5 protein-coding genes and 1 pseudogene are annotated in these 6678 nt (G+C 60.3%); 3 read left to right on the plus strand and 3 right to left on the minus strand.

Going from position 1 to position 6678, the window contains the following annotated elements:
• The first annotated feature begins 194 nt into the window (after nucleotides 1–194).
• Nucleotides 195–1394 carry an HD-GYP domain-containing protein gene (locus tag ABEH28_RS19765; protein ID WP_192171877.1) on the plus strand — a complete coding sequence of 400 codons (1200 nt, stop codon included), beginning with the start codon at nucleotides 195–197 and terminating at the stop codon, nucleotides 1392–1394.
• 33 nt (nucleotides 1395–1427) lie between these two features.
• Here the strand turns inward: ABEH28_RS19765 and ABEH28_RS19770 are convergent, their stop codons facing one another.
• From ABEH28_RS19770 to ABEH28_RS19780, 3 genes are all read right to left on the minus strand, one after another.
• On the minus strand, nucleotides 1428–1718 hold the full coding sequence (locus tag ABEH28_RS19770) for a helix-turn-helix transcriptional regulator (RefSeq protein WP_192171878.1): 291 nt from the start codon (nucleotides 1716–1718) through the stop codon (nucleotides 1428–1430).
• On the minus strand, nucleotides 1715–3040 hold the full coding sequence (locus ABEH28_RS19775; protein WP_346630872.1) for a HipA domain-containing protein: 1326 nt from the start codon (nucleotides 3038–3040) through the stop codon (nucleotides 1715–1717). Before ABEH28_RS19775 ends, ABEH28_RS19770 begins: the two co-directional genes overlap by 4 nt.
• Before the next feature lie 111 nt (nucleotides 3041–3151).
• Nucleotides 3152–5923, minus strand: a complete 2772-nt coding sequence (locus ABEH28_RS19780; RefSeq protein ID WP_346630873.1) for a LuxR C-terminal-related transcriptional regulator — start codon at nucleotides 5921–5923, stop codon at nucleotides 3152–3154.
• A 233-nt stretch (nucleotides 5924–6156) separates the two neighbouring features.
• On the opposite strand from ABEH28_RS19780, the gene ABEH28_RS19785 reads away from it, so the two are divergent.
• Nucleotides 6157–6354 (plus strand): hypothetical protein, encoded by a 198-nt coding sequence (locus tag ABEH28_RS19785; protein ID WP_192171881.1) that lies wholly within the window; start codon nucleotides 6157–6159, stop codon nucleotides 6352–6354.
• Nucleotides 6351–6678 (plus strand): annotated as a pseudogene (locus ABEH28_RS19790) (hypothetical protein); the annotation flags it as partial. The gene ABEH28_RS19785 and the pseudogene ABEH28_RS19790, both read left to right, overlap by 4 nt.

Genomic DNA, 6678 nt, shown 5'->3' on the forward strand with positions numbered 1-6678 from the left:
AAGCTACTGATTAGGTTTGATATTTATCTATCAGGAGTGTAATTCCCACATCATTCAAGGGAGTTTCATTTCCCCAGCGCTTTCCTATACTGGCCATGCGCAAGTACAGGAAAGCGCAGTGATGAAGCAAAGAACAAAGATCGCTCTCACTTTCAGGCAAGGCAGCGCTGTATTCACGCGCAAGAGCTGACTCTATGCTAAGAAAAATCCCCGTTTCCGACCTCACGCTGGGCATGTACATCCACGAGTTCTGCCGCCCACGGATCAACGATCCCTTCTGGACTGCCCACGTCGAGCGCGAACTCAGCGACGACGCGGTGTTGCGGCACATTCAGGCATCGACCCGTGAGGTCTGGATTGACACTCGCCTTGGCAAAAGCCCTGCCGACAGCTCGCCAGCGGATCAGACCTCCCCCGAGTGTCCCGACCCTGCCGAGACTGCGCCGTGCAGCCTCGAACTGGAACTGGCCCGCGCGCGCCTGATTTGCGGGCGCGCGAAAGCGGCAGTGATGACCATGTTCAGCGATGCCCGGATGGGCCGGGCAATGAATACCGAAGACGTCGATCTGCTGGTTGAAGAAATTTCCACGTCCGTCATGCGCCATCCCCACGCGCTCATCAGCCTGTCGCGCCTGAAAACGACGGATGAGTACACCTACATGCATTCGGTGGCGGTGTGCGCATTGATGGTCGCGCTCGCGCGGCAGATGGATCTGGATGAGGATCAAGTGCGTGAAGCCGGCGTTGCGGGGCTGATGCATGACGTCGGCAAAATGATGATCGACTCGGCCATTCTCAATAAGCCCGATCGTCTCACCTACGAAGAATACGAGGTCATGAAGCATCATCCGCAGGCCGGGCTGGAAATCCTCCAGGGCTGCGAGCGGGTAACCCGACTGGTGATGGACGTGTGCCTGCATCACCACGAAAAGGTCGACGGAAGCGGTTATCCCCACGGCCTGAAGGGCGATGAGATCAGCCTGCTGGCGAAAATGGGCGCTATTTGTGACGTGTATGACGCGGTGACCTCAGACCGGCCCTACAAGAAGGGCTGGGATGCCGCGCATTCGGTTCGCGAAATGGCGTCCTGGAAAGGCCACTTCGATGCGAAGGTGTTCCAGCACTTCGTCAAGACCGTTGGTATCTATCCCGTCGGCGCGCTGGTTCGCCTGAAAAGCGAGCGCCTGGGCGTGGTGGTCGAGCAGGATGAACAGTCCCTGCTGCACCCGAAAGTGAAAGTTTTCCTGTCCACCCGGACCCGAGTGCCCTTCGAGCCGCAAGTCATCAACCTCGCGTGCCCCACGGTACGAGACGGCATCCTGAAGTTCGAACTGGCTGAGGAGTGGGGCCTGCTGGACGTGGCCAGCATGTGGGCCGGTCAGCCCGCTGCTTGAGCCTGCCGTCGGGCTGATCGGTGCGATTACGCCTTAGAGACTGGTTCCCGCCGGCCGGCGTCGCAATGGAATAATGCCGACCTGCATACCAAAGGGCCTGAACACGGCGTTGAGGGTTTGCACCGTCGGATTACCCTCGTCCTGCTCGATCTGGCGCAGTGTGCGCAACGAGATTTTGCACATGCTCGCGAACTGCTCCTGGCGCAGTCCTGTGATTTCGGTCCGCAGCCGTTTGACGGCAGCGCCCATGGAAACGGTACCCTCCAACAACTGATCCCGAAGCTCATCAAGGATGATGCCGCGCTGGCGGATCTCGTCGTTCATAGCAGGCCCCACTCCTTGAGCGTCGCATCCAGTCGTCCCAGCCTGATGCGCGGATGATTGAAGGTCTTTTGCGGCAAGCCCATTTCATTCAGCAAATCAGGCAATGCCCGCAGGCGCTCGGCATCGGTTCTGAGACCCTCGAAAAGCTGTTCGGGGTCAGCCCAGTTGGATAAAGCGCGGCAGGCATCGCGCCAGCCCACCTCGCCGGCGCGCTCAATAGGGTCAGGCCATTTGGTGGTGCGTGTTACACCTTCATCGTCCATGACCATGGGCGCCAGGTCGTAAATCGGCGCCAGAGAGAGTCGCCGTTCATCGCGAAGGATCGATGTGTTTCGCCCATGGTTGTCGCTGTTCCCCAGAATCTGATTGATCAGGTCACGGCGCACGTACTCGGCGACCATCTGAGGAATCTCCCCCTGCTGGGCGTTCGCCGACCAGGCATTGGCCAGTGCGGCTACCGCTTGCAAGTGCGTCATATACGCACCGGGGCGGGTGATGTCGGCGAGCGAGTACACCGATTCCACCGCCACCCGACGCACGCCCTGTTCATCGACGCGGCGGTCGAAGCGCTTCATCCACAGGCTGGGCTTGCGGGCCTCTTCAAGGCTCATGCCGTCACAGGGAACGGTGCGTTCCCCGACGCGTTGGAGGGCCTGGTAATAGCAGAACTCGCTTCTGAGAATGGTGCGATCGGTCTCGTTGCCTTTGTTGCGCGAGAATTTCACGAACCAGTGCTGACGAACCTCGCTGTCCGCGAGGGTCGCATCAGGGTGCATGAGCCCTTTGGCATCCTCGGCCAATAACAGCTTCGGTGCCTCGCCGCCCGCCCCGGTTGCGCCACCGACAGCAGCGCCTTGTTCATACGCGTATTCGAGAAAGCGGCTGTCCCGGGCAACGACTTCACTCCGGTCAAACCCAATGCTGCTGGCCTTGGGCAATGCCTCGAACGATTCCTTGATGCGCAAATGCCCGACAGGGGCGGGGGTACAGCGCTGCAGGAGCACTAGGTCGGCCGGCGTGTTTTCACTTTCCGGCAATGCCAGACGCGCCAGCAGGAAACGGCGCGCCGCTCCCGCTGGAACGATGTCATGCAAAAACGCCGGCAGCCCCGCCGTTCTGAACAGATCCCAGCCCAGTGGAATTCCAGCGCTCACGGACGGCGCGGTCGGCCGGTCGAGGGCATCCAGGTGGTCAATCAGAAATGCTTGATCGTAGGCAAAGCTGCACGGGCTGTTCTGCCCGGATTCCGGTTTCTCGACGTCAAGACGCATTGCGTCGTGCCATCGTCCCGACAGGTAGAGTTGGAGGGTCAGCTGCATCACGGGCTGCTCGGCAATTTAATGCCTAAACATTAGGACTGAAGCGCTGAAAAGGCAATTAAATGCCTAAAATTGATCTTTTCTAGCATAAATCGGCATTTAAATACCGACCGATCAGCCCAGCAATCCCAACTCTTGTGCCCGGGCCACTGCTTGAGTGCGTCGCTCAACACCCAGCTTGCTGTTGATATGGCTGGCGTGGGTTTTAACGGTGTGCAGGGAAATGAACAAGCGTTCGCTGATCTCCTGATTGGAGCAGCCTTGCGCGATCAGCTGCAGCACGCTGAGTTCTCGCGCGCTGAGGTGGTCGCCGCCATTGCCGCTGATGCAGGTGGACGGCTCGCTGGCCATGCGCAAGCAAGGCAGCCCCTGGCCAGGCGCAGCTTCAGGAAGTTGCCGAAGCAGGTAATCGACCAGCCGGCATGAGGGTCGTTTGTGCAGTTGCTCACGCAGCCAGTCGGGATGACCACGGATCAGGCGCTGGAAGGGCAGAACCGCACCACCCGTGGCGAGCTGAAGGCTCTGTTGAAAAAGCTCATCGGCCTCAGGCCCGCGTGATGTGTCGAGTAACAACAGGATGTGCTGACTCAGCGCATTGAGGCCGAGCAGTCCTGCGCCGATTCGCTGGGCATACTCCACCAGACCGTGCAGCCGCATCATCGCCTCTTCGGTGCGGCCCTGAATATGATCAAGAACCGCCCGCAGCGTTTCGATCTGCTGAGGCAGTTGCAGCGAACATTCCGGGGCAGCGGCGGGTTGGTTGCCGCCGTAAGTCTGCCCCAGTCGCAGGAGCCACGCGTCGGCCAGGTCGATACGGCCCTGGGCCAGCCACAGCTCGCATTTGGCGAGGGTGATCATTGCCAGGTAATAAACCGGCGGCACGTCCCAGATGTGCATCAACCGCTCGGCCTCGGCCAGCTCGGCGAAGGCTTCGGCGTAACGCCCTTCGCGCCCTTCCATTCCGGCAATCACGCAGTGGCCGATCAGTACGCTGATGTCACGGCAGGCGCGTGCCTCGGCCAGCCCGGCAGTCAAGCGCTCGCGCCCCGCCTCCGGTTGAAGGAACTGCACCAGCAAATAGCCTTCGTACAACGTCAGGCGCGCGCGCACCGCGTACAGTTTTTGTGAAGACAGGCCATTCAAACGTCGCAAGCCCTGGCGCACTTCCTCCATCGAGCGGAGTGTTTCGCCACGGGCCTGCAAGGTGCGAGCGCGGTCGTAGTGCGCCAGCGCTTCAAACAATGGATTGGCCACCCGCTGCGCCAGCTCAAGGGCGTCACGGTTCAACGCACGGGCGCGCCATAAATCTCCATCGGCGATGGCCAGATTCGCCAGGGTCGACAGGCATAGCAAACGCTGGCCATATCGCTTTAGTGGGAGACTGACCAACGCTTCACTGCAATAGCGCCGGGCCGTTTCACTGTCGCCGCGGCCTCGGGCGATGATCCCGCTCAGCGCCAGCCACTGAGCCAGCATCGAATTTTGCGCGGTCGCGGAAGGCGCCGGCAGAAATCGACTGAGGTGATTGCCCAACTCCTTGGCCGCGTCCAGCTGACACGCCAGGCCCAGCGCCCAGGCGTACAGCACGATCAAACGCGGCGTGCTGACCAGCAGGCTGTCGGGCAAGTCCATTTTCCAGCGCAGCAGCATGCCGACGTTTTGCTCGGCGAGCAGTTGTTCCTCGGAGAGGTTCTGCACCAGATTGGCCGCCACATCCAGATGCCCCGCGCGCAACGCCTGTTCAATCGCTTCGTCGAGCAACCCTTGGTCGCTGAACCAGCGGCAGGCATTCAGATGCACGCGTCTTTGTTGCGGCGTGACACTGGGCCCGGCGCGCGCGCGCAGCAGATCCGAGAACAAATGGTGATAGCGAAACCAGCGACCGTGCTCGTCCAGCGGGACGAGAAACACCTGATGCGCTTGCAGGTAACCGAGCATTTCGTCGCTGTCGTGACTGTCGCGCGCGGCGTTGCACAGGGCACCGCCAAAACGCTCCAGACACGCCGTTTCATAGAGAAAGACCTGAACGTCCGCCGGCAGGCAATCGATGACCTCTTCGAGAAGGTAATCCCGGATCAGCCCTTCCCCGCCGTTGAGCCCTTGGGTCAGCGCACTACTGCCCGCTTCGTTGGCCGCCAGCAGCCAGAATCGCAGGCCGGCCACCCATCCCTCGCTGCGTTGCAGCAAGGCCTGCAGTGCTTCCTCACTCAAGCCATTGCGCTGTTGATCCAGCACCGCCAGCGACTCGTCGTCGGTCAGCCGCAGGTCCTGCTCGGACAATTCCAGCAATTGACGCGACAGCCGCAGACGCGCCAGGTGCCAGTTCGGCCTCTGCCGGCTGGTGACCATGATGTTCATGCCCGCAGGCAGATGATTAAGGAGAAATTGCAGGCAGCGATCCAGCACGGGGCCCTGCACCAAGTGGTAGTCGTCAAGCACCAGCAGCAGCGGTTTGCTCAACATCAGGTGCATTGCCAGCTCGTCCAGTAAACCGTCCAGCCACTCTTCGAAGGCAAAGGGCTGGTGACGCTGACGCATTTTCAGAAGGCCAAGCGCCTGGCTGCCGAGCTGAGGAAAAAATTGCTGGAGACCGCAAAGAAGACGTTCGAGAAACCGGCCCGGGTCGCTGTCCCGGTGGCTCAGACCCAGCCAGAGGTTCTGCCACTGATCGGGCAGGCTCTCGCAGAACTCCACCGCCAGTGAGCTTTTACCAAAACCGGCCGGGGCACTGATCAACAACAGACGCCCAGACAGACCCGCACTCAACCGCTCGCACAATCGAGGTCTCGATACATAACCCTCAGGCAGTGGCGGACGGAAGAAACGGCCTTCCAACGCAGTGACTGCGTGATTTGCGAATCCTTGCAAACGCGACAGATCAGTCATGGCCGGCTCTTGTTGGAGTGCTTGTTGTTCGGCGTTCAGATGTCGGGAGACTAGCGGCTATGCCGTGCCTTTTGAACATTGTTAGACGAAAGACTGTAAGAAAACGTATCCAATCAACAGGGCGAATGTTGGTTTATATGTCTGGGGAGGTACACGGTCCTACATCCGCTGCAGTGTAGTGGGCCAGCGCATCTCCATCCTCGACGATTGCCTCGTGTGGGACCCATCCGCAAATGCGCGTGGAAATCTCCTGTTCGTATTTCCCCCTCTGGAACAGCGCGCTGGAATTCGCCATCGTGCGCACCAAATCTGGCCTTGCCGTAGCGCGAGGTTCGGATGCATCGGTCGAACAGGACGTTGACCGGGACCTCGCCGACAGAGCGGCAGCTTTGCTGGCTTATCTCGTGGAAAAGCAGGAGCCACCTCCATGACACGATTGTTCGCACCACGCTACGCGCTTGATGACTTACAGCAGCCTATGCTGCCGACACCCGACACATTGCCGCCTCCTCCATCGACCGGCGTAGAGTCAAACAACGACTCACTGATACCGGTCCAAAACTGGAGCCATCCCTTCCGCGACAAACGCGATGCGCTCCAGCAACTGACCCACTTGGCAAACGCCGCAAGCGGCAGCTATCCCCTCGGCAGCAGCGGGCTCTGGCATGGCGGTGTGCATTTTGATGCGGGAACGGCGGGCACGCTGGACCAGTCGAGCGTGCACTGCATCGCGGACGGTGAAGTGGTGGCCTATC

This window comes from Pseudomonas sp. Ps21-P2 (genome assembly GCF_039672565.1).
In the GTDB taxonomy this organism is placed as follows: Bacteria; Pseudomonadota; Gammaproteobacteria; order Pseudomonadales; family Pseudomonadaceae; genus Aquipseudomonas.